The organism is Bradyrhizobium frederickii (assembly GCF_004570865.1).
GTDB lineage: Bacteria > Pseudomonadota > Alphaproteobacteria > Rhizobiales > Xanthobacteraceae > Bradyrhizobium > Bradyrhizobium frederickii.
In genome coordinates, this window is record NZ_SPQS01000018.1 from 60,220 (window position 1) to 80,647 (window position 20,428).

At 64.4% G+C, this 20,428-nt stretch carries 21 protein-coding genes; 7 read left to right on the forward strand and 14 right to left on the reverse strand.

The window, feature by feature from the left end:
• Nucleotides 1-102: 102 nt before the first annotated feature.
• The 3 genes from E4K64_RS27475 to E4K64_RS27485 all read right to left on the reverse strand — a co-directional run bounded on the left by E4K64_RS27475 (nt 103) and on the right by E4K64_RS27485 (nt 5,163).
• Nucleotides 103-702 carry a TetR/AcrR family transcriptional regulator gene (locus E4K64_RS27475; RefSeq protein WP_135166276.1) on the reverse strand — a complete coding sequence of 200 codons (600 nt, stop codon included), beginning with the start codon at nt 700-702 and terminating at the stop codon, nt 103-105.
• A 34-nt stretch (nt 703-736) separates the two neighbouring features.
• Nucleotides 737-3,874, reverse strand: a complete 3,138-nt coding sequence (locus E4K64_RS27480; RefSeq protein WP_135166277.1) for an efflux RND transporter permease subunit — start codon at nt 3,872-3,874, stop codon at nt 737-739.
• A 182-nt stretch (nt 3,875-4,056) separates the two neighbouring features.
• A complete protein-coding gene (locus E4K64_RS27485; protein WP_135166278.1) occupies nt 4,057-5,163 on the reverse strand; it encodes an efflux RND transporter periplasmic adaptor subunit in 1,107 nt (368 codons plus the stop codon).
• 220 nt (nt 5,164-5,383) lie between these two features.
• On the opposite strand from E4K64_RS27485, the gene E4K64_RS27490 reads away from it, so the two are divergent.
• Complete coding sequence (locus E4K64_RS27490; RefSeq protein WP_347338632.1) at nt 5,384-5,575, forward strand: antitoxin MazE family protein; 192 nt, start codon at nt 5,384-5,386, stop codon at nt 5,573-5,575.
• Entirely contained in the window at nt 5,572-5,925 is a 354-nt protein-coding gene (locus E4K64_RS27495) for a type II toxin-antitoxin system PemK/MazF family toxin (RefSeq protein WP_135166280.1), read from the forward strand. The genes E4K64_RS27490 and E4K64_RS27495 overlap by 4 nt, the downstream gene beginning before the upstream one ends.
• A 57-nt stretch (nt 5,926-5,982) precedes the next feature.
• Here the strand turns inward: E4K64_RS27495 and E4K64_RS27500 are convergent, their stop codons facing one another.
• On the reverse strand, nt 5,983-7,323 hold the full coding sequence (locus tag E4K64_RS27500) for an MFS transporter (protein ID WP_135166281.1): 1,341 nt from the start codon (nt 7,321-7,323) through the stop codon (nt 5,983-5,985).
• Between the two features lie 78 nt (nt 7,324-7,401).
• Between E4K64_RS27500 and E4K64_RS27505 the strand changes: the two genes are divergently transcribed.
• Complete coding sequence (locus E4K64_RS27505; RefSeq protein WP_167772291.1) at nt 7,402-7,881, forward strand: ribosomal maturation YjgA family protein; 480 nt, start codon at nt 7,402-7,404, stop codon at nt 7,879-7,881.
• Between the two features lie 36 nt (nt 7,882-7,917).
• Here the strand turns inward: E4K64_RS27505 and E4K64_RS27510 are convergent, their stop codons facing one another.
• Nucleotides 7,918-9,084, reverse strand: a complete 1,167-nt coding sequence (locus E4K64_RS27510) for a winged helix-turn-helix domain-containing protein (protein ID WP_135166283.1) — start codon at nt 9,082-9,084, stop codon at nt 7,918-7,920.
• 102 nt (nt 9,085-9,186) lie between these two features.
• Nucleotides 9,187-9,432, reverse strand: a complete 246-nt coding sequence (locus E4K64_RS27515; protein WP_135166284.1) for a hypothetical protein — start codon at nt 9,430-9,432, stop codon at nt 9,187-9,189.
• Between the two features lie 350 nt (nt 9,433-9,782).
• On the opposite strand from E4K64_RS27515, the gene E4K64_RS27520 reads away from it, so the two are divergent.
• Complete coding sequence (locus tag E4K64_RS27520; protein ID WP_135166285.1) at nt 9,783-10,424, forward strand: OmpA family protein; 642 nt, start codon at nt 9,783-9,785, stop codon at nt 10,422-10,424.
• Nucleotides 10,425-10,478: 54 nt separating this feature from the next.
• Here E4K64_RS27520 and E4K64_RS27525 read toward each other — a convergent pair whose 3' ends face one another.
• Nucleotides 10,479-11,909 carry a phospholipid carrier-dependent glycosyltransferase gene (locus E4K64_RS27525; protein ID WP_135166286.1) on the reverse strand — a complete coding sequence of 477 codons (1,431 nt, stop codon included), beginning with the start codon at nt 11,907-11,909 and terminating at the stop codon, nt 10,479-10,481.
• Between the two features lie 51 nt (nt 11,910-11,960).
• Between E4K64_RS27525 and E4K64_RS27530 the strand changes: the two genes are divergently transcribed.
• The gene (locus E4K64_RS27530; protein ID WP_167772292.1) at nt 11,961-12,662 is read left to right on the forward strand and encodes a FecR family protein; all 702 of its coding nucleotides are present in this window, start codon (nt 11,961-11,963) and stop codon (nt 12,660-12,662) included.
• Nucleotides 12,663-12,664: 2 nt separating this feature from the next.
• Nucleotides 12,665-13,819 (forward strand): hypothetical protein, encoded by a 1,155-nt coding sequence (locus tag E4K64_RS27535; RefSeq protein ID WP_167772293.1) that lies wholly within the window; start codon nt 12,665-12,667, stop codon nt 13,817-13,819.
• 123 nt (nt 13,820-13,942) lie between these two features.
• Here the strand turns inward: E4K64_RS27535 and E4K64_RS27540 are convergent, their stop codons facing one another.
• From E4K64_RS27540 to E4K64_RS27550, 3 genes are all read right to left on the reverse strand, one after another.
• The gene (locus tag E4K64_RS27540) at nt 13,943-14,431 is read right to left on the reverse strand and encodes a VOC family protein (RefSeq protein WP_135166289.1); all 489 of its coding nucleotides are present in this window, start codon (nt 14,429-14,431) and stop codon (nt 13,943-13,945) included.
• 41 nt (nt 14,432-14,472) lie between these two features.
• Nucleotides 14,473-14,901 carry a VOC family protein gene (locus tag E4K64_RS27545; protein ID WP_167772294.1) on the reverse strand — a complete coding sequence of 143 codons (429 nt, stop codon included), beginning with the start codon at nt 14,899-14,901 and terminating at the stop codon, nt 14,473-14,475.
• A gap of 128 nt (nt 14,902-15,029) precedes the next feature.
• The gene (locus E4K64_RS27550; protein ID WP_080137629.1) at nt 15,030-15,542 is read right to left on the reverse strand and encodes a cupin domain-containing protein; all 513 of its coding nucleotides are present in this window, start codon (nt 15,540-15,542) and stop codon (nt 15,030-15,032) included.
• A 129-nt stretch (nt 15,543-15,671) separates the two neighbouring features.
• On the opposite strand from E4K64_RS27550, the gene E4K64_RS27555 reads away from it, so the two are divergent.
• A complete protein-coding gene (locus E4K64_RS27555) occupies nt 15,672-15,890 on the forward strand; it encodes a CsbD family protein (protein WP_135166291.1) in 219 nt (72 codons plus the stop codon).
• Between the two features lie 87 nt (nt 15,891-15,977).
• On the opposite strand, the gene E4K64_RS27560 is transcribed toward E4K64_RS27555, so the two are convergent.
• From E4K64_RS27560 to E4K64_RS27575, 4 genes are read right to left on the reverse strand one after another with little or no spacing between them, the layout of a single operon-like run.
• Nucleotides 15,978-16,442, reverse strand: coding sequence for an FKBP-type peptidyl-prolyl cis-trans isomerase (locus tag E4K64_RS27560; RefSeq protein ID WP_018323238.1), 465 nt, complete (start codon nt 16,440-16,442; stop codon nt 15,978-15,980).
• Between the two features lie 60 nt (nt 16,443-16,502).
• A complete protein-coding gene (locus tag E4K64_RS27565) occupies nt 16,503-18,794 on the reverse strand; it encodes a xanthine dehydrogenase family protein molybdopterin-binding subunit (RefSeq protein WP_135166292.1) in 2,292 nt (763 codons plus the stop codon).
• 2 nt (nt 18,795-18,796) lie between these two features.
• Nucleotides 18,797-19,813 carry an FAD binding domain-containing protein gene (locus E4K64_RS27570; protein ID WP_135166293.1) on the reverse strand — a complete coding sequence of 339 codons (1,017 nt, stop codon included), beginning with the start codon at nt 19,811-19,813 and terminating at the stop codon, nt 18,797-18,799.
• A 4-nt stretch (nt 19,814-19,817) separates the two neighbouring features.
• Nucleotides 19,818-20,381: a (2Fe-2S)-binding protein gene (locus tag E4K64_RS27575; RefSeq protein ID WP_135166364.1), complete on the reverse strand. Its 564-nt coding sequence runs from the start codon at nt 20,379-20,381 to the stop codon at nt 19,818-19,820.
• Nucleotides 20,382-20,428 lie beyond the last annotated feature (47 nt).

The window sequence follows — 20,428 nt, forward strand, 5'->3', positions numbered from 1 at the left end:
CGATGCGAAGCATCGAACCCGGAATCTCGAGATTCCGGGTTCGGTCCTACGGACCGCCCCGGAATGACGGCAAGGACGTTATAGGAGAAACTTCCCGCCTCGTCAGTGGCGCGGCGACAGACCCGCGATGACGAAATCGATCATCTGGTCGATGGTCGGGCTCGGCTTGGTGGCGCACTGGGCGATCATCTGGGGGTGGAAGAACCGCATCATCGCGGTGCAGGCGCACAGCGACGCCAACTGGAGGTCGGGAGCCTCGAACTCGCCGGAGGCGACGCCTTGCGCGATCATCTGGCCGATCACGCCGGCGATACACTCCATATGGTTGACGCAGACCTGCCAATCCTCCTGCATCGCGATCTCGACCATCTCGTGCAGCTTGTTGTCGCCGACATAGCGCTCGGTGTTCATGCGATGGATGGTGGTGAGCAGCTCGCGGAAGCGCTCCGGCACCGGGCCCGGCCTTGCCACGATCCGCTGCGCCTCGAGCTCGACCTCGCCCATGAGCGAGCGGGCCACCGCCTGATGGATCGCCTTCTTCGATTCGAAGAAGCGATACACGTTGGCGGGGCTCATCCTGAGCTCCTTGGCGATGTCGCCGACCGTGGTCTTCTGGTAGCCGATCTGGCGGAACAGCCGCTCGGCCACCTCGAGGATACGATCCCGGGTGTCGCCTTCGATATGTTCCGAAATAAGGGCCATCAGTCAGGACTCATCGATCAGCACTTCATCTCACTTATTCAGCCGCTTCAGCAAGCGGAATTGCTGGATGGTCATCGCTGCCATGCTGCGGCGCGGCAGGCTGCTCGGGGTTACCCGCCTCGTCCAGGCTCTTCCTGAACCACAGCGCATAGAGGCCCGGCAGGTACAAGAGGGTGAGGAAGGTCGCGACGAACAGGCCGCCCATGATGGTGATCGCCATCGGACCCCAGAACGCCGAGCGCGACAGCGGGATCATGGCGAGGATGGCGGCGAGCGCCGTCAGCACCACCGGACGGGCGCGGCGGACGGTGGCCTCCACGATCGCCTCTCGCCGGGTCAGGCCGTGGGAGACGTCGGTCTCGATCTGGTCGACCAGGATCACCGTGTTGCGCATGATCATGCCGGCGAGCGCGATCAGGCCGAGCAGCGCCACAAAGCCGAACGGGGCATTGGCGACGTTGAGCCCGAGCGAGGCGCCGACGATGCCGAGCGGCGCGGTCAGGAACACCAGGATCAGGCGCGAGAAGCTCTGCAGCTGGATCATCAGCAGCGTCAGCATCACCATGACCATCACCGGGAAGAGGATGAAGATCGAGGCGTTGCCCTTGGCGGATTCCTCGAACGCGCCGCCCGCCTCGATGCGGTAGGCCGGCTCGAGGTGGTCCTTGATCGCCTTCAGCTTCGGCGTGATCTGGTTGGTGACATCAGGGGCCTGCACGCCGTCGACGACGTCGGAGCGCACGGTGATCGCCATGTCGCGGTTGCGCCGCCACATGATCGGCTCCTCGTGGGCGTACTCGATCTTGGCGATCTGCTGCAGCGGCACGGCAACGCCATTGCGCGAGGTGATGGTGAGGTCGCCGACACCGCCGAGGTCGAGCCGCTCGGACGGGACCGCACGGGCGACCACGGCGACCTTCTCGATGCCGTCGCGCACGGTGGTGACCTGCGAGCCCGAGATCAGCATCGCGAGCGCCTGTGAGACGTCCTGCGGCGTCAGGCCCATGGCACGGGCGCGATCCTGATCGACGACGAGCTTGAGGTAAGGCGATTGCTCGTTCCAGTCGAGCTGGACGTCCTTGACGCTCTTGTTCTGCCGCATGACGTCGCGGACCTGGTAGGCGATCTCGCGCACCGTGTTGGCGTCGGGGCCGATCACGCGGAACTGGACGGGGAAGCCGACCGGAGGACCGAAATTGAAGCGGTCGACGCGAACGCGCGCCTCGGACAGGAAGCCCTCGGCAGCCGCGTTCTCGATCTTGGCCTTGATGCGCTCGCGCGCCTCGACGCCCTTGGCGACGATGACGATCTCGGCAAAGGCCTCGTTCGGCAGCTGCGGATTGAGGCCGAGCCAGAAACGCGGCGAGCCCTGGCCGACATAGGACGTATAGGTCTCGATGTCCTTGTCGTCCTTCAGCAGCGTTTCGGCCTTCTTCACCGCTTTTTCGGTGACGTTGAAGGCGGTGCCCTCGGGCAGGCGCAGCTGGAGGAACAGCTCGGGCCGCTCCGACAGCGGGAAGAATTGCTGCTGGACCTGGCCGAACCCGACGATCGAGGCGATGAAGACGCCGACGGTCGCGGCCACCACGGTGATGCGATGGTTGACGCACCATTGCACGATGGCGCGCAGGCCGCGGTACATGCGGGTCTCGTAGACCGCGTGCGGATCGTGGTTGTGGTGCGCCTTCATGTCAGGCAGCAGCTTGACGCCGATATAGGGCGTGAAGATCACCGCCACGAACCAGGAGGCGACCAGCGCGATCGCCACGATCCAGAAGATGCTGCCGGCATATTCGCCGACCGCGGAATTGGCAAAGCCGATGGGGAGGAAGCCAGCGGCCGTGACCAGCGTTCCCGTGAGCATCGGAAACGCAGTCGATTCCCAGGCAAAGGAGGCCGCACGCATGCGGTCCCAGCCCTGCTCCATCTTCACCACCATCATCTCGACCGCGATGATGGCGTCGTCGACGAGCAGGCCGAGCGCGATGATCAGCGCGCCGAGCGTGATGCGATGCAGGTCGAGCGACATCGTGTTCATGACGATGAAGACGATGCCGAGCACCAAGGGCACCGACAGCGCGACAACGATGCCGGTGCGCCAGCCGAGTGCCAGGAACGAGACGAACAGCACGATGACGAGCGCTTCCATGAAAGAGTGCACGAACTCGCCGACGGCATGCTCGACCACCTTGGGCTGGTCGGCGATCAGCTTGACGTCGATGCCCTGCGGCACCGCCTTCATGAAGTCAGCCGTCGCCTTCTCGACCTCCTTGCCGAGCTCGAGGATGTTGGCGCCCTTGGCGGTGACGACGCCGACGCCGATCGCCGCCTTGCCTTCCTGGCGGACGACGAAGCTCGGCGGATCGACATAGCCGTGGGTCACGGTGGCGATGTCCCCTAGGCGGAACACACGGCCGTTGCTCTCGACCGGCGTCTCCGCGACAGCCTGGGCACCGTCGAGCGCGCCGGTGACGCGCAGCGGCACGCGCTGCGAGGAGGTCTCGACCGTGCCGGCAGGGGTGACGTTGTTCTGCTTGGCGAGCGAATCGAACAGCGCCTGCGGCGTGATGCCGAGGGTGGCGAGCTTGGCATGGCTGAACTCGACGAAGATGCGCTCGTCCTGGTTGCCGTAGACGTCGACCTTGGTCACTCCAGGCACCTTGAGCAGGCGCTGACGGAAGCCCTCCGAAACCTTCTTGAGCTGGGCGTAGTCCGCCCCGTCGCCGGTCATCATGTAGAGGATGGAATCGACGTCGGAAAACTCGTCGTTGACGACAGGTCCCAGAATGCCCGACGGCAGCTGGCCCTGCACGTCGACCAGCTTCTTGCGCAGCAGATAGAAGAGATAAGGCACTTCCTTCGGGGGCGTGTTGTCGCGGAAGGTGACCTGGAGCGCGGTGAAGGCGGGCTTGGAATAGGTCTGCACCTTCTCGAAATAGGGCAGCTCCTGGATCTTCTTCTCGATGGGATCGGCGACCTGCGTCTGCATCTCCTGCGCGGTCGCGCCCGGCCAGATCACGGAGACGTTGACCACCTTCACCGTGAAGAACGGATCCTCGGCGCGTCCGAGCTTCTCATAGGAGAAGAAGCCGGCAACGCCGAGAATGATCATCAGGAACAGAACCAGCGTCGGATGGCTGACGGCCCAGGCCGAAAGGTTGAAGCGCTTCATCGCTCTCTCCGAAAAGACGATCCAATTGCCAAAGACACGACAGCCACTCTGTACAACCCATCGTCGCGAGGCAGCGAAGCAATCCAGGGGGCTGGGCAGGTTCTGGATCGCTTCGCCGCTTCAGCCCAAGCATTTGCGCCGGGGCCGAAACTCGCCTTGCAACGAGGAACTCGTAAACGAACTTAGAAAGACAGTGACGACACGACCCGCACCCTCTGGCCCGGATCGAGCTTCTGCACACCGAGGGCAACGATCTTGGCGCCCTCTTCCACGCCGCCAGTGATGACGACGTCGTTGCTCTCGTAGGACTTCACCGTCACCGGCTTCAAGGTGAGCGCGCCGTTGTCGTCGACGACGTAAAAGGACGGCTTGCCGCCTTCGTTGAACAGCGCCGACAGCGGCAGTCGCGCGACGCGCTCGGTCGCGGCATCCGACAACGTCAGCGTCGCGGTCATGCCGAGCGAGACCTTGTCGTCGGCCTCGGGCAGTGAGAATTTCGCAAGATAGGTGCGCGTGGCCGGATCGGCCGTCGGCGCGATCTCGCGCAGCTTGGCCGCATATTTCTTGCCCGGCTCGGACCAAAGAGTGACGCTGGCGACGCCCGACTTGGCACGTCCAACCAGCGTCTCAGGGATCGCGACGACCGCTTCCTTCTCGGCAAAGCGGGCGACACGGATCGAAGCCTGACCCGCGGCGACCACCTGGCCGGGCTCGATCAGCGTCGCGGTGACGACGCCACGGGCATCGGCATTGAGCGTCGCGTAGGAAAGGGAGTTCTTGCTCAATTCGAGCGCGCGCTCGGCGCGGTTCAGGCGGGCGCGGGCTTCGTCCGCAGCGGCGCGGCTCGAATCCATCTGCGCATCCGTGGTCCAGCCCTTGGCCTTCAGATCCTTGGCGCGCTGCTCGGCGGCGGCGGCCTGGGCCAGCACGCCGGTCGCGGCGGTCTGCTCGGCCAGCGCCTGCTCGGCCTGGAGCTTCAAATCGACCTCGTCGAGGGTGGCGAGCGGCTGGCCGATTTCGACGGTCTGGCCGACCTCCACGAGGCGCTTGGCAACCTTGCCGGCAACGCGGAAGCCGAGATCGCTCTCGATCCGCGGCCTGACGGTGCCGACGAAACTGCGCTCCGGAGTCTCGGCATCATAATGCGCGGTTGCGACCAGAACCGGCCGCGGCGGCTCGGCTTTCTCGGCGACGGTGTCATTGCACCCGGCCAGGCTCGCGGCCATCAGGGCCAACGACACGCCTGCCAACAGCCTGGAATAGCTCGATAAAACCGACCAGACGAACATCGAAGAACACTCCTGCATCTCGAATGAGAGGAATGTCGACTAATCACTGATGAAAGTCAATAATCGTCAGTCATCAGAAATGCGTGATCGTTAAGAGGTGGTGAGGAGCCCTAGGTCCATGTGCCCTGGTCACGCACGACATATCCTGATAGGTTACATGTAACCGGTCAGAACACGCATGAGCCCCTCAAAGCCCAAGTCGTCTCGCAAGTCGTCTCGTATGAAGGTTCAGGCGCACCGCGATCGATTGCGTGCGCAAGGTCTGCGGCCGATCCAGATATGGGTGCCGGACATCCGATCGCCGTCCTTCCGGTCAGAAGCCCATCGCCAATCGCTCGCGGTCGCAACCAGCACACATGCATCCGAAGACCAAGCCTTCATCGACGCCATATCAGATTGGACCGACGAATGAAGCGGGGCGAGGTCTGGACCGTGGCAGGCGGCAAGGACTATGTGGGCAAGCCGCGCCCCATTGTCGTCGTGCAGGACGACAGCTTCGACGCGACGAGCTCGATCACGGTCTGCGCTTTCACAACCGACGAAACTGAGGCTCCTCTCTTCCGGCTGAAGGTTGAGCCGAACGAACGCAACGGCCTGGGTGCGCCGTCCCGGCTGATGGTCGATAAGATTGCCACCGTGCCGAAAGCTAAGGTCGGAACGCTGGTGGGACGCCTAGATGATGACGACCTGTTGCGTCTCAACCGCGCTATGTTGGTGTTTCTGGGATTGGCTGGCTCCCAGAGAAGTGGCGAAGCAGGTTAGCCCGTACCCCGGATGGAGCTTGCGCTTCATCCGGGGTACGCACGGCTAGCTGCAGCTCTACCGCCCCTGCCCGGCGAACTCGTGCTTGCTGTCGTGGCCGCCGACGAAGACCAAAATACCGGCAAGCAGCGGCAGCACGGCGAGCACAAGCAGGCCGGTCGAGGTCTGGCCCGTGGCTTCCTTGACCCAGCCGATCAGATACGGCCCGCCGAAGCCGGCAAGGTTGCCGATCGAGTTGATCAGGGCGATGGCGCCGGCGGCCGCGGTGCCGGAGAGCCAGGCGGTCGGCAGGGTCCAGAACACGCCGAAGCAGCAGAACACGCCAATGGCCGCGATCGTCAGCACCACCATCGTCAGGGCGGAATCGGTGAGAGAGGAGGACACACCGAGTGCGACCGCCGTCAGCAGCAGCGGCGCGCCGACATGCATGACGCGTTCGCGCGTCGCATCGGAGTGCCGCGCCCACAGGATCATGGCGATGGTGCCGAACAGATACGGGATCGCAGTGACGAAGCCGGTCTGGGCGTTGGTCAGCCCGAACGCCTTGACGATCTGCGGCAGCCAGAACTGCATGCCGTAGAGCGCCCCGACGAAGCCGAAATAGATCAGGCTGAGCGCAATCACCTTGGGCGAGGACAGCGCTTCGCCGAGCGAGACATGCTTCACCGCCTGCTTGGCAGCAATCTCCGAATCGAGCTTCGCCTTGAGCCAGGCCTTCTGCTCGGCCGAGAGCCAGTCCGCCTTCTCCGGCCTGTCGGTGAGATAGAACCAGGTGACGATGCCGAGCAGCACGGAGGGGATGCCCTCGATGATGAACAGCCACTGCCAGCCCTTCAGGCCCATCAAGCCGTCGAGCCCGAGCAGCAGGCCTGAGATCGGCGCACCGATCACGGTCGAGACCGGCACCGCGACCGCGAAGGCCGCCAGGAAGCGGGCGCGATATTCGGCCGGATACCAGTAGGTGAGGTAGAGGATGATGCCGGGGAAGAAGCCGGCCTCGGCGACGCCGAGCAGGAAGCGCAGGACGTAGAAGCTGGTCACGCCGCTGACCATCGCCATCAGCGCGGAGATGATGCCCCAGGTCACCATGATGCGGGCAATCCAGCGGCTGGCGCCGAATTTCTCCAGCGCCAGATTGCTCGGCACCTCGAAGATGAAATAGCCGATGAAGAAGATGCCGGCGCCCCAGGAGAAGATCAACGGCGTGAACTTCAGCTCGGCATTCATGGTCAGAGCGGCGAAGCCGAGATTGACGCGGTCGAGATAGGAGAAGAAGTAGGCCAGCACCAGGAAGGGAATCAGGCGCCAGGAGATGGCGCGGATCGTCGACGTTTCGATTTCGCTCTTGGCCTCCTTGGCTCCGCCGGCGGATCCGGCATAGATCGTGGTCTGGCTCATGGCTTCCCCCTGGTTGTTGCTCTTGTGGGTCGATGGGCGGTTTTCAGCATCACGGGCAAAGAGTCAATGGAGCGAGCAATGCACGGGACGCAGCCGGATCAAGCCATTGCGCCGATGCAGAAGGCGATGATCCGCGCCGCTCTCGCCCTGATCGTCATCGCCTGCGGGCTTTCCTTGCGCTGGTACGGCTTTCCGCTCGGGCTCCCCGCTTTCGTGGTGAAGTATGGCGGCTCGCTGCTATGGGCGACCATGGTACTTCTGCTGGTCGGAGCTTTGCTGCCACGGCTGACGCGTGCGCAGATCGCAGCCGCCGCGGCGATCATCGCAGTCGTCGTGGAATTCTCCCGGCTGGTGCACACGCCATGGCTCGATGCGTTCCGGCTGACGACGGCCGGCGCGCTGCTCTTGGGACGAATCTTCTCGCTGTGGAATCTACTGGCTTACGCGGTCGGGATTGCGTTCGGCATCTGGATCGATCGGCTCGCCGCGACGCACGCTCTCGTAGGGTGGGCAAAGCGAAGCGTGCCCACCACAAGCAGATGGTGGGCACGGCGCTAACGCGCCTTTGTCACCCTACGAGACCGATGCCAAGCCTCACTCCGCGAGCTGAAACCGCTCGAAGCGATCGAGCTCCTGCTCGATCCCCTGCTTCAACTCCTTGCGGCCCGCGGTCTTCCTCCCCTGCCCGACCCAGGTCCATTTCTGCATCAAGAGCTTCTTGGCCTGCCGGTCGGTCTTCAGATCGAGCGCGGCGACGATCTCGTCGCCGACCAGCACGGGCAGCGCGAAATAGCCGAGCTTGCGCTTGGCCTTCGGCACATAGGCCTCGAACAGATGGTTGTAGCCGAAGAAGAGATTGGTGCGCTTGCGCTGGATGATCAGCGGATCGAACGGCGAGAGGATGTGGACCAGATCGGGCGAGACCGCCTCACTGTTCGGCTCGAGCACGGCGGGCGCGGCCCAATGTTCCTGCTTGCCGGAGCCCTCGATCGCGACGGGCACGAGCTCGCCGCGGCGGACGCGCGAGGCTATCAGGCGCGCGACCGGCTTCCTGCTCGGCGCGTCGAGATGGCAGATCGAATCGAGACTGACCACGCCCTGCGAGCGCAGCGCGCGGTCGAGCAGATAGGTCGTGATCTCCCTTGCCGAGGCCGGCCCCGGCAGCCTGTCCCAGCCGAAATGGCGCGTCATCAACTCGTAGGTCTTGAGCATGCCCTGCCGTTCGCTGACGGTGACGGCGCCGGTATAGAAGGCCAGCTGCAACGCCCGCTTGGAGGGCTTGCGGCTCTGCCACAGGTGTTCCTTCTCGACGAGCACGTCATCCTCGATGTCGCGGATCGTCAGCGGACCGGCCCGCAGCAGCCGCATCACCTTGCGCATGTCGGCGGGCTTCACCGAGGCGAACCATCTGTGCCCCTCGCGCCGATGCTCGCGCATCGCCGGCAGGAACATGCGGAAGTCGCCGGTCGGCACGTAGGAGAGCGCATGGGTCCAATACTCGAACACGCTTTTGTCGATGCTCTGGGCATGACGCAGATCGGCCCGGCGATAGGACGGGATCCGGCTGAACAGGATGTGATGATGGCAGCGTTCGACGACGTGGATGGTGTCGATCTGCACATAGCCGAGATGAGCGACCGCATCCGCGACGGCCTGTGCACCCTCGCCGAACGGGGTGCGCTGATCCAGCCGCTGGGCATGCAGCCAGATCTGCCGGGCCTGTCTCGTGGTGAGGGGATGGGGTTTGGGCGTGCGTGACATTGCAGAATGCAATGTAGCGAGATTCGCGCCAAGGCAAACAAGAGAGGCAAAGAAAACCGCGCTACCGTCTCCTGGCAGCGCGGCCGGTCAACGAACGCTCAACTATTTCGCGCTCATCTTCTGCGCCTTCATGTAGTGCTTGCAGGCGCCGCGCATATTGGCTTTGCTCATCTCGGAGTTGGCCGAAGCCATTTCCTTCGCCATCGCCTGCTTGGCCGGCGAATCCACGGTTCCCATCGCGGTAATCGACTTGCCCATCGCTTCGCCCGTGCAGGGCTGCATTTTTGCTGCGAAAGCCGGCGATGCCGAAAACGCGGCGAGCAGAACGGCCGAAAGCAAGATCTTCATCGAATGTCTCCTCCCTCGAGCGAAACCGGCGCCATGCCGGCCAACACGACAGCCATTCTTCAGCGACAAGTTTTCAGGGAGAAGACATTTTCGTTGCTGCGCCGCAGCGCCAGCCCACTGTTAGCGTGCGGCTTTTGGGCGCTCCCCGAGGCTGCCAGTGGCGACCTCCGGCTCGCACAGGGCCTCGCCGCGAAACGCGCCGGTTTTCGCCGTCCGAAACGTTGGAATTGCGCTAGGACGGGCCTGGAAGCGACTGTAGCCAGCGTGACCAAGATCACATCAGGGCCTTTGAACCTGTCCTATGCTCGCAGCATCAAACCGCTATCAGGCGTAACAGCGAGGATTCGACAATGACCCGTTTTGATAAGTTCTTTGGACTGAAGACAATTGCCCTCTCCGCCGCGCTGTCGATGACGGCGGGGCTGGCTCTGGCCGGCGACAACAACGTCTCCACTGGCCAGATCCTGGATGCACTGAAGCCGAAGCCGGCAACCCGCGGCCTGTCCGTCGGTCCGCAGACCGATACGACCGCACAGGCCAAGGAAGCGACCTTCCTGAATACCGTGCGCAATCGCTCGACCCGGTCGCTCTCGACGGGCGAGCGCGAGCAGATCGCCGAGCTCGCGGCGACCAAGCCGAAGATCGATCTGGAAATCCAGTTCGACTACAACTCGGCCGATATCGCCAAGACCTCGATGCCCTCGGTGCAGGCGCTCGGCAAGGCGCTGTCCGATCCGGCGCTCAAGGGCTCGACCTTCGTGGTCGCCGGCCACACCGACGCGACCGGCGGCGAAGCATACAATCAAGGCCTCTCCGAACGGCGCGCCGACACCATCAAGAAGTACCTGGTGCAGAACTACGGCCTCAACGGCAACGATCTCGTCACGGTCGGCTACGGCGAGACCAAACTGAAGGACGCAGCCAACGGCGCCGACCCGGTCAACCGCCGCGTCCAGGTCGTGAACATGGACACCAAGACCGCGTCGAAATAACCCGCCATCATCGCGCGAAACACGCCGCCAGCCGCAACCCGGCAGGCGGCGATGTCATATCCAGCTCTGGAACAGCATCAGCCGGTTGAAGCTCCGCATCGAGGTGCCGATAAAGGCCGCCGAGATCGGCAGCATGACCGCAAAGCCGATCGCCGCAACGCCGACATAGGCCCAGAGCAGCCAGCGCGGCAGGCCGTCCCGGCGCAGCACATAGACCAGCGCGAGCGAGGCCGCGGTGGCGGCCGGCAGATAATAGTAGATGAAGCCCAGCGTGCGCGGCAGCAACGCCCAGGCGAGCCAGGGACCGAAATAGAACGCGGCGATCAGAAACGCATCCCAGCGGCGCTCGACGACGAAATCGCGCAGCACGAGCGCGAGCGCGAGAAGCGCCGGCCACAATACCAGGGGATTGCCGAGGAAGACGACCGCGGAGACGTTGTCCTCCGCGGTCTTGTCGAACAGGAACCACACCGGCCGCGCGAGCAGCGGCCAGGACGGCCATGAACTCATGTAGGTGTGCCCGGCAATCGCGGTCGTGGTGTTGTCGGCGAAGATCCGGCGCTGCGCCTCGACCAGCTCCGGCACCGACACCCCATGGAGCGGAACGAAAGCGGCGAGATAAGCCACGGCTGGCAAGATGGCGAAGCACAGCGCGACATGATGCAACCGAAGGCCGGGCCAAAGGTCCGGCCGATACCAGTCGTCCGGCTTCGCGTCGGCGAACAGCGTGCGCCAGCCCTGCATCAGACGGACCACGGCAACGATGACGATGCAGACGCCGAGCGGAAACAGGCCGCTCCATTTGCTGGCAGCAGCACAGCCGAACAGGCTGCCCGCGAGCGCGAACAACGCCTGCGGCCGGTCTCGCCGATACCCATGCATGAACGCGGCGGTCGCGAGCAGACCGAACCCGAGCGCAAAGATGTCGAGCATGGCGATGCGCGCCTGCACGTACAGCATCTGGTTCAGCCCCGCGATCAGCGCCGCGGCGATCGCGGGGCCTTGCGCCGAGAACAGCGCGAGGCCGCATAGATAGATCGCGACGATCGCCAATGCGCCAAACAACGTCGCGGGATAGCGCCAGCCAAGCGCGTTGTCGCCGAAGGCCACCATCGAGATCGCGATCAGCTCCTTGGCCAGCGGCGGATGCATCGGATTGAGCATCGGCTGCGACATCGCGGGGGCCAGCATCTGCCGCGCCGCCGGCACGTAATGCAGTTCGTCGAAGACGAACTTTTCCGGCGTCGTCAGTCCGATCAACAGCGCGAGATGCGCGACCAGGAAAATCGCGACAGCAATGACTGCGCTCCGCGACACCTTTGGAACTGCGGATGATCGAAGCGGCTGCTGAGGGGCTGTTTTGCGTGGCAAATTTGCGTCACCGCGGACAAAAGTGGAAGCTTCGTTTTTCATTGAACGCATTCTGCCGCAACTGTCACTAAGCATGACGCACGTCCCGCGCCGCTTGTGATAATTCCGCCACATCACAAGCAAGCGCGATCCGGTACGATCAGGGACAAATCGATCGGTTGCGAAATGAATTTGCGTTTCTGGCTTTTCCCCATTCTGCTGTCGGCCGCATTGTGCGCAGGTCCTTGCGCGCTGGCACAGACGCGCGTCGGCGAAGCCGTCGTGATCCAGAACGAGGTGGTGCGCGTCGCTGCGACCACCACGCCGATCAATATCGGCGACAGCATGCTGCGCGACGAGACCGTGCGCACCGGCGCCGACAGCGCGGCGCGCTTCGTGATGGCCGACAGCACCAATCTGTCGCTCGGCCCCAGCGCCACGTTGAAGCTCGACCGCACCGTCTTCAACGGCGAGCACAGCTATCGCGACGTCGCGATCCGCATGACCACGGGTGCATTCCGTTTCGTCACCGGACATTCCGACAAGACCGCCTACAAGATCACGACGCCGCTTGCGACCATCGGCGTGCGCGGCACCACGCTCGACATCCTCTCACAGCGCGGACGCTCCGTCGTCGTGCTTCAGGACGGCGCAGCCAGCGTCTGCACGACCCGCTCCCGGTGCGTGCAGCTCACCCAGCCCGGCGACACCGCAATCGTCACATCGACCGGCGGCAAGGTCAGCATCACCAAGTCCAACACGCCGCCCTGGACCTTCGCCGCCAACTGCGCCGCAAGTGCCGGGCTATGCGCGGTGAACCAATATGCCGGCGCCTCGCCGACCATCACGCCCGCCGTCCATGACGACGGCATGCTGTGCGGGCGCTGACCATGGCGCAGCTCCGCTTGAAGCGCTTGGTTCTCGCCGGCATGCTGGGCATGGTCGCTGCCCTTGCGTTTGTCGCGCTCGATGTTCGCCCGGTCGCAGCTCAGGCGACCTGCGGAATCGAATGCGGCGAGCCGACGCCCTACCCGACCTATTCACCGTCCCCGACGCCGACCTATTCTCCCTCGCCCGTACCCTCCCCTTCGCCGAGCCCCTATCCCTCGCCCTCGCCGAGTCCAGATCCGGCACCGAGCCCGACGCCGACCGGCGCGGATTCCAGCGGCAATTCGATCGGCGGTCTCGCCAATCAGCGCTTCAACCAGATGATCACCAACCGGGTGCTCGGCACGGTGCTGCTCGGCATCAACGAGCAGGTCAATTGCAGCGATTGCATCAGCGCATTCGGCTCGGCCGGCTCGTTCTCGGCCGGCATCCACGGCCGCAAGGAGCTCACCAACAATCTGTCACTGCTCGCCGGCATCGCCTACACGCATTACAACGAGGGCGGCTACAAGATCACGAGCGCACCGATCGGCGCCTTCGCGCTGCGCTATGACTTCACCGACTGGGGCTCCTCGCGCCCGTTCTTCGACGTCGGCACGATCCTGACGCCGTGGGAGAAAGCGCGCTACACCCGCAGCTACGACACCAGCCTCGGCCCGGTGAGCGTGACGAGCTCGACCAACGCCTCGAACTACGCGGTCTACGGCCGCGCCGGCTGGATGAGCCGCGTGTCGCCGCGCGACGAAGTCGCAGCCTCGATCGAGGTGTGGCAGCTCTGGCAGCGCGTGTCCGGCTACAGCGACAATGCGGTGGCATTCAATCCGTTCGACGCCACCATCGCGACCGGCACTGACCGCACCAGCCTGGTCAAGATCGGCGGCCAGTGGACGCATCTGTTCGGCAGCAACGTCGAGACCAACATCAATGGCGGCTGGGTGCAGTCGTTTGCAAGTCACAGCGGCATCGTGGCAACCGTGACCGGCCAGGGCACCGTGGTGCCGACCATGGGCAACCAGGGCTGGTTCGAATATGGTGGCCGCCTCGGCTTCCGCGTGCAGAAGGGCTGGATCGTCGACCTGTTCGCCAACGGCACGCTCGGCCCGCAGCCGGTGGGCAACACCATCCACGGCGGCGTTGGGCTAAGGATAAATTACTAGCGGCAGGCACGGTCTCGTAGGGTGGGCAAAGCGAAAGCGTGCCCACCAGCTCTCTCAACCGGAGACAGATGGTGGGCACGGCGCAAGAGCGCCTTTGCCCACCCTACCGCACCGGCGCTGATGTCACGCCGCCGACTTGCCCTCGAACGCGCGGCGCAACGCGTCGACATCCAGCTTCACCATCTTCATCATCGCCTGCATCGCGCGCGCGGCGGCGGCCTTGTCGGGGCTCGACAGGAACTCGAACATCACCTTCGGCACCACCTGCCAGGCCACGCCCCAGCGATCCCTGAGCCAGCCGCACTGCTCTGCCTTGCCGCCATGAGCGAGAAAGGCATCCCAGACGCCGTCGACCTGGGCCTGGTCGTCGCAATGGATCATCAGCGAGATGGCGTGGGTGTACTCCATCTTCATGCCGCCGTTGAGCGCGACCAGGGGCTGCCCGGCCACCGTGAACTCGACGACCAGCACGGAGCCCTCCTTGCCGGAGGGACCATCCAAGACGTTGCGCTGAACGTGCGTGATTGCCGAATTCGGCACCAGTGAGGTGTAGAACTTCGCGGCTTCCTCGGCATCGCCGTTGAACCACATGCAGGGTACGACCTTGGACATCGTGAATGCTCCTCTGGGATTTGGCGTTCGGGGCACGGCGATCAGGCATTCGCCATGGCGGGCTGCGGAGGGACAGCCGCCATATCCAGCCAGTTCACACCCCACATATGGCCGTCCGGATCCTCGAAGCTGCGGCCGTACATGAAGCTGTATTCGTCCTTGGGGCTGGGATCGGCCACCCCGCCGGCGGCCTCGGCCCTGCCGACGATATCGTCGACCTCGTTGCGGGTGTCGGCGGACAGGCAGAACAGAGCCTGGTTCGAGGTCTTTGCATCGGCAATCGGCTTGGGCGTGAACTGACGGAATTTGTCGTGAGTCGTCAGCATCGCGTAGATGGTCTCGGAGAAGACCATGCAGCTCGCCGTGTCGTCACTGAATTGCGGGTTCCGGGTCGCACCGATCGCCTCATAAAAGGCGGTCGCACGCTTGAGGTCGGTCACGGGCAGATTGAGGAAAATCATCCTGGGCATCGGAAGCTCCTTGGGCGGGGTTCTGCCCAAGGACGGATGGGCCGACAGCCATCCGACAGCACTTCCGGATATTTTTTTAAGGCCCCCTGCCGCGTCTGCGCATCGAACCGGCAGGCGGCCCGTCAGGCTTATTTCTTCTCGTTCGGATCCCGATGCACCGGATCGATCCACAGCACGGTCTCGGGCTTCTCGACGGGCTCGATGTCGAGGTTGATCGCCACGGCCTCGCCGTCGCTGCGCACCAGCACGCATTCCAGCACCTCGTCCGGGCTGGCATTGATCTCCTGATGCGGCACGTAAGGCGGGACGAAGATGAAATCGCCGGGACCGGCCTCCGCGGTGAATTGCAGGCTCTCGCCCCAGCGCATCCGCGCCTTGCCCTTCACGACGTAGATCACGCTTTCAAGATGGCCGTGGTGATGCGCGCCGGTCTTGGCATCGGGCTTGATGCTGACCGTGCCCGCCCACAATTTCTGCGCGCCGACGCGCGCGAAATTGATCGCGGCCGCACGATCCATGCCGGCCGTGGACGGCACGTTGGTATCGAGCTGGTTGCCGGGAATGACACGCACGCCGTCATGTTTCCAGCGATCGTCATGATCGTGATCATGGTGGGAATGCGAGTGGTCATGGCCGGTCATTGGGCTTGCTTTCTGTTGGTTCCGTGCGCGGCAAACTAACCCGAAGCCGCGCCCGCGAGCCATACTAAAATCGGAACCCTCGTAGCCGCGGGACGTTGTCCTTGCGAGCAAAATGAAAAGGAGAGTTTCATGGGCAGCACCACCGACAAGATCAAAGGTAACGCCAACGAGGCAATCGGCAAGGCCAAGCAGGGCATCGGCGAAGCCACCGGTTCCGACCGCCTGAAGGGCGAAGGCGTGGTCCAGGAAGTGAAGGGCAAGGGCCAGCAGGCCATGGGCGATGCCAAGGACGCCGCCAAGGATGCGATCGATCGCGCCGCGTCAGCCGCAAAGCGCGCGGCCGAGTGACGGCCCGGCAATCTGAATGCGAAAAGACCGGCCGAAAGGCCGGTCTTTTTGTTTCGACTGCTCTCTACGTGACGTCCTGCTACGCCGTCACTTCACCGCGAGCAATTCCACATCGAACATCAGCGTCGCATTCGGCGGGATCACGCCACCGGCGCCGCGCGCGCCGTAGCCGAGCTGCGGAGGGATGATCAGCGTGCGCTTGCCGCCGACCTTCATGGAGGCGACGCCCTCGTCCCAGCCGGCGATGACGCGGCCCTTGCCGATCGGGAATTCGAACGGCTCCTTGCGGTCGACGGAGCTGTCGAATTTCTTGCCCTTCTGGCCGTTCTCATAGAGCCAGCCGGTATAGTGCATCACGCAGATCTGGCCGGGCTGCGGCGAGGCGCCGGTGCCGACGGTGGAATCGATGATCTGCAAGCCTGAAGCTGTGGTCATGGTCTTTCCTGCGGTCTGGGCCGAGGCCGTGGTGGAAACGAAATGCGACACGCCGGCGATCACGGTGATCGCGAGTGCCGACATCAGGGTGAGGAGCGCGCGCTGGAAACGCTGCATAAGGCACCTTCCGTTTGAGGCGGAAGGTGTCTAGCGCAACGCGGGTGGGGTTTCCACCCCTCACACCTCGATATTTTCCAGCCGGACCGGGAGCTTGCGGATGCGCTGGCCCGTAGCGTGGTAGATCGCATTGCAGATCGCCGCATTGGTGCCGACATTGGCGAGCTCGCCGACGCCCTTCACGCCGACGGGATTGATGCGGTCGTCCTGCTCGGACAGCAGAATGACCTCGACGTTTGCGACGTCCGCATTCACGGGCACGAGGTAGTCGGCGAGATTGTCATTGACGTAGCGCGCATTGCGTTCGTCGATCTCGGTCGCCTCCAACAGAGCCGAGGACATGCCCCAGATCAGTCCGCCCATCAGCTGGCTGCGCGCAGTGCGCGGGTTCATGATGCGGCCCGCGGCGAAGGCGCCGACCAGGCGGGGGCAGCGGATCTCATGCGTGAAGCGATTGACGCGGACCTCGACGAACTCCGCGCCGAACGCATAGGCGATCTGGTCCTTCATCTGGTCACCGCCCACGAGCCGCACCTGCCCGCTATGCATGGCGCGGAAGGAATCCAGCGGCGCGCCTTCCGGCTTCCACTCGCCATATTCCTCGACCACGCCGACCCCGAGCGCGTCAAACGCCTTCTCCAAATCCAGCGGCCGGTCGCCCTTCGCTGCCTGCGTGGCCGGCGTCTGGCCGATGCCAACGGTCGCCTTGGCCTTGTCCGTCAGGCTTTGGCCCGGCATCACCGCCTTGAACAGGCGCTGCCGGATCTGGTCGCACACCATCGTCACCACGGAGCAGGTGCTGGCCGTGGAGTTCGAGCCTCCGGCAACGGGGGCCGGCGGCAAATCGCTATCGCCGATGAAGACCGCGACCTTCTCGAGCGGCACGCCGAGCCTTTCGGCCGCAGTCTGGGCAATGACGGTGTAAGCGCCGGTCCCGATCTCGTGGCCGGCGATCTCGACCCTTGTGCGGCCGTCGCGCTGCAGCCGTACGCGTGCTGCGGCAGGTCCCATCTGCGTCGGATAGCAGGTTGCGGCACAGCCATAGCCGATCAGCCAGTCCCCGTCCGACATCGATTTCGGCTGAGGCGAGCGCTGCGCCCAGCCGAAAGCTTTGGCGGCCTCATCGAAACAGGCCATCAGCGAGCGCGAGGTGTAGGGCTTGCCGCCGATGGGCTCGTTGGTGGTGTCGTTGATGCGGCGCAGCTCGACCGGATCCAAGTTCAGCTTGACCGCGAGCTCGTCCATCGCGCTTTCCAACGCGAACAGATACGGCACTTCCGGTGGCGAGCGCATGAAGCCGGGCGTGTTGCGGTCGGCCCGCACGATCGAGACGAGGCTGTCGACATTCGGACAGGCATAGAGTCGCGTCGTCGTCTTGGTGCCGCCGACGCAATAGGCGTCGGGGCGCGACGACACCTCGGCGCCCTCATGTCTGAGCGCGACCAGCTTGCCGTCAGGGCGCGCGCCAAGCTTGATCTCGTGGCGGGTCTCGGCACGGTGAGTGGTGATGGTAAAGCCCTGGTCGCGGGTCGGGACCAGCTTGACCGGCCGGTTCAGGCGCTTGGCAATAGCCGCGATGATGGCGGTGCGCGGCGTCATCGAGCCGCGCGAGCCGAAGCCGCCGCCGACATAGGGGTTGACCACGCGCACCTTGTCGGCGTCGATGCCGAGCTGCTCGGCAACGCCGTGCTTCAGGCCGTGGACGAACTGGCTCGGCTCGTAGATGACGAGCTCGTCGCCCATCCAGGCGCAGCTCGTCGAGAACAGCTCCATCGGATTGTGATGCTGCGTCGGCGTCTCGTAGGAGGCGGTCAGCTTGACCTCGGCCTCGTCGAACGCCTTGGCGAAATCGCCGACTTTCGGGTCTTCCTTGAACTGGGCATTCTGCCCCTTCGCAGCCGCAATGGTCGTCCCGGGCGAGTCGAAGGTCGCGCTTGGCGTGGTAGCGGTGTAGCTGACCTTGACGCGGTTGGCGGCATCGCGCGCGGACTCGTAGGTCTCGGCAACGACAACCGCGATGATCTGGCCGTCATGGGCGATATCGGCCGATTTCAGCGGCTGGATCGTCGTGCCCGCATAGCCGCCGTTGCTGAAGAGCTTGGAGTCCTTCAGCCTCGGTGCGTTCTCGTGGGTGACGATATCGATCACGCCGCGGACACGCCTGGCCTCATCGAGATCGAGGCTGTCGATCCGCCCCTTGGCGATGGCGCTGGTGACGAGGAAGGCATAGGCGGGGTCGGAGAGCGGCATGTCAGACGCATAGGTTGCGCGTCCCGTCACCTTTACGACCGCGTCATAGCGCGGCACAGGCTGGCCCATGTTCATCTTCGGGTCGGGAGCAGCAGCAGTCATGATCAGATCTCCATCGTTACGGCCTGCTGGAGCGCACGTGCCACGACGCGCTTGCCGAGCGCGATCTTGAAGCTGTTGTGCCGCCGCCCCTTGGCGTCCGCGAAGGCGGCATCGGCAACACGCTGCGCCAGGCCGTCATCGAATCTCTGTCCCTTCAATAGCGCCTCAGCCTCGCGCGCCCGCCAGGGCACGGTGGCGACACCGCCAAGCGCGACGCGTGCATCGCGGATCGTGCCGTTCTGCACGTCGAGCGCGACCGCAGCCGAGGACAGCGCAAACTCGTAGGACTGCCGGTCGCGCGCCTTGAGATACACCGAACGGGGCCAGCGTCCGGAAATGAAGAACGCCGAGATCAGCTCACCCGGTTGCAGCGTGGTCTCGATATCGGGTGTGTTACCGGGCGCCTTGTGAAGCTGGGCAAACGGCAGGCTACGGGCACCGGATTTGCCGGTGATTTCGACAGTTGCATCCAGGGCGATCAGCGCCTGCGCGAAATCGCCGGGATAGGTCGCGATGCACTGGTCGGAGACGCCGAGCACCGCGTGCATGCGGTTGACGCCGTCCATGGCGGCGCAGCCGGAGCCGGGATTGCGCTTGTTGCAATTCTCGTAGGACACGTCGCGGAAATAGCTGCAACGCGTTCGCTGCATCACGTTGCCGCCGAGCGTCGCCATGTTGCGCAGCTGGGCGCTGGCCGCGAGCTTCAGCGAATTGGCGATCACCGGATAGCTGCGCTGGATTTCGTCATGCGCGGCAACATCCGACATCTTCGCCAGCGCGCCGAGGCGCACACCATCGCCCTTGGGCTCGATTGCAGACCAGTGGCTTGCGAGCGGATTGATGTCGACGATCGCGGCGGGCCGCATCACGTCGAGCTTCATCAAATCGATCAGTGTGGTGCCTCCGGCGAGCGGCTGCGCGCGGGCATGGGTCAGCGGATTGTTCGCGGCCGCAGCGGCGCCGAGCGCCCGCACGGCCGTATCAGGGTCTGTTGCCCTTTGGTACGAAAACGGTCGCATGCGCCTAGCCTTTCATGATCTCGGGCGCGGCCTGCTTCACGGCGGCGACGATGTTGGGATAGGCGGCGCAGCGGCAGATGTTTCCACTCATATATTCGCGGATGTCGGCCTCGCTGCCCGCATGCCCCTCCTTGACGCAGGCAATTGCGGACATGATCTGGCCGGGCGTGCAATAGCCGCACTGGAACGCGTCGTTGTCGATGAAGGCCTGCTGCATCGGATGCAGGCGATCGTCGGTGGCGAGGCCCTCGATCGTCGTGATCTCCTGCCCCTCGGCCGCGAGCGCGAGCGTCAGGCACGATACCACCCGCCGGTCGTCGATCAGCACCGTGCAGGCGCCGCATTGGCCGTGATCGCAGCCCTTCTTGCTGCCGGTGAGCTTGAGATGATCGCGCAGCGCGTCGAGCACCGTGGTTCGCGCATCGATGTGCAGGCGCTTGTCCTTGCCGTTGACCCGCAGCGTGACGTCGACGGGAAGTGCCGGATCCTGAGCCGCCGGGACCCTGGCCTCCTCTGCGGCCGCGCGCGCCGTGATCGGGACGAGCGCGCTGCCGGCCGCGCCGACCATGAAGGCGCGCCGATCGAATGCTGATTGTCTGGAACTTGGTGTGTCGG

Excerpts from the sequence above, each read along its gene's own strand:
- E4K64_RS27480 (WP_135166277.1), bottom strand. The coding sequence starts at position 3,874 with ATGAAGCGCTTCAACCTTTCGGCCTGGGCCGTCAGCCATCCGACGCTG.
- E4K64_RS27535 (WP_167772293.1), top strand. The coding sequence starts at position 12,665 with ATGGCGCAGCTCCGCTTGAAGCGCTTGGTTCTCGCCGGCATGCTGGGC.
- E4K64_RS27570 (WP_135166293.1), bottom strand. The coding sequence starts at position 19,813 with ATGCGACCGTTTTCGTACCAAAGGGCAACAGACCCTGATACGGCCGTG.
- E4K64_RS27515 (WP_135166284.1), bottom strand. The coding sequence starts at position 9,432 with ATGAAGATCTTGCTTTCGGCCGTTCTGCTCGCCGCGTTTTCGGCATCG.
- E4K64_RS27520 (WP_135166285.1), top strand. The coding sequence starts at position 9,783 with ATGACCCGTTTTGATAAGTTCTTTGGACTGAAGACAATTGCCCTCTCC.
- E4K64_RS27530 (WP_167772292.1), top strand. The coding sequence starts at position 11,961 with ATGAATTTGCGTTTCTGGCTTTTCCCCATTCTGCTGTCGGCCGCATTG.
- E4K64_RS27505 (WP_167772291.1), top strand. The coding sequence starts at position 7,402 with ATGCACGGGACGCAGCCGGATCAAGCCATTGCGCCGATGCAGAAGGCG.
- E4K64_RS27510 (WP_135166283.1), bottom strand. The coding sequence starts at position 9,084 with ATGTCACGCACGCCCAAACCCCATCCCCTCACCACGAGACAGGCCCGG.
- E4K64_RS27475 (WP_135166276.1), bottom strand. The coding sequence starts at position 702 with ATGGCCCTTATTTCGGAACATATCGAAGGCGACACCCGGGATCGTATC.
- E4K64_RS27490 (WP_347338632.1), top strand. The coding sequence starts at position 5,384 with ATGAAGGTTCAGGCGCACCGCGATCGATTGCGTGCGCAAGGTCTGCGG.
- E4K64_RS27575 (WP_135166364.1), bottom strand. The coding sequence starts at position 20,381 with ATGGTCGGCGCGGCCGGCAGCGCGCTCGTCCCGATCACGGCGCGCGCG.
- E4K64_RS27540 (WP_135166289.1), bottom strand. The coding sequence starts at position 14,431 with ATGTCCAAGGTCGTACCCTGCATGTGGTTCAACGGCGATGCCGAGGAA.
- E4K64_RS27565 (WP_135166292.1), bottom strand. The coding sequence starts at position 18,794 with ATGACTGCTGCTGCTCCCGACCCGAAGATGAACATGGGCCAGCCTGTG.
- E4K64_RS27495 (WP_135166280.1), top strand. The coding sequence starts at position 5,572 with ATGAAGCGGGGCGAGGTCTGGACCGTGGCAGGCGGCAAGGACTATGTG.
- E4K64_RS27525 (WP_135166286.1), bottom strand. The coding sequence starts at position 11,909 with ATGTGGCGGAATTATCACAAGCGGCGCGGGACGTGCGTCATGCTTAGT.
- E4K64_RS27555 (WP_135166291.1), top strand. The coding sequence starts at position 15,672 with ATGGGCAGCACCACCGACAAGATCAAAGGTAACGCCAACGAGGCAATC.
- E4K64_RS27560 (WP_018323238.1), bottom strand. The coding sequence starts at position 16,442 with ATGCAGCGTTTCCAGCGCGCGCTCCTCACCCTGATGTCGGCACTCGCG.
- E4K64_RS27500 (WP_135166281.1), bottom strand. The coding sequence starts at position 7,323 with ATGAGCCAGACCACGATCTATGCCGGATCCGCCGGCGGAGCCAAGGAG.
- E4K64_RS27550 (WP_080137629.1), bottom strand. The coding sequence starts at position 15,542 with ATGACCGGCCATGACCACTCGCATTCCCACCATGATCACGATCATGAC.
- E4K64_RS27485 (WP_135166278.1), bottom strand. The coding sequence starts at position 5,163 with ATGTTCGTCTGGTCGGTTTTATCGAGCTATTCCAGGCTGTTGGCAGGC.
- E4K64_RS27545 (WP_167772294.1), bottom strand. The coding sequence starts at position 14,901 with ATGCCCAGGATGATTTTCCTCAATCTGCCCGTGACCGACCTCAAGCGT.